Origin of the sequence: Xanthomarina sp. F2636L (genome assembly GCF_026410195.1) — a bacterium.
Classification (GTDB): Bacteria; Bacteroidota; Bacteroidia; order Flavobacteriales; family Flavobacteriaceae; genus Xanthomarina.
Genome location: NZ_JAPMLM010000034.1, coordinates 1 through 476, shown reverse-complemented (window position 1 = coordinate 476; position 476 = coordinate 1). Strand labels below are relative to the sequence as shown.

At 43.5% G+C, this 476-nt stretch carries 1 pseudogene; it reads right to left on the bottom strand.

Going from position 1 to position 476, the window contains the following annotated elements:
• Positions 1 to 476: pseudogene (locus OS191_RS00155) on the bottom strand (hypothetical protein); the annotation flags it as partial.

The following is a 476-nucleotide window of genomic DNA, read 5'->3' as shown; positions in this document are numbered from 1 at the left end:
TCACAATCTGCATCATTCACGTTTGAGTTTGTATTGGTTGCGTCGTTATCATCACAGTCTTCACTGGTTGGAACACCATCGCAATCGGCATCGTTTACATTAGAATTTGTATTGGTTGCATCGTTGTCATCACAGTCTTCTGACGTTGGTATGCCATCGCAATCTGCATCATTGACGTTGCTATTCGTATTGGTTGCGTCGTTATCATCACAGTCTTCACTGGTTGGAACACCGTCACAATCTGCATCGTTGACGTTAGAGTTTGTATTGGTTGCATCGTTGTCGTCACAGTCTTCACTGGTTGGAATGCCATCACAATCGGCATCGTTTACATTAGAGTTTGTATTTGTTGCATCGTCGTCGTCACAATCCTCAGATGTTGGAACGCCATCACAATCTGCATCGTTTACATTAGAGTTTGTGTTAGTTGCGTCGTTATCATCACAGTCTTCACTGGTTGGAACACCGTCACAATC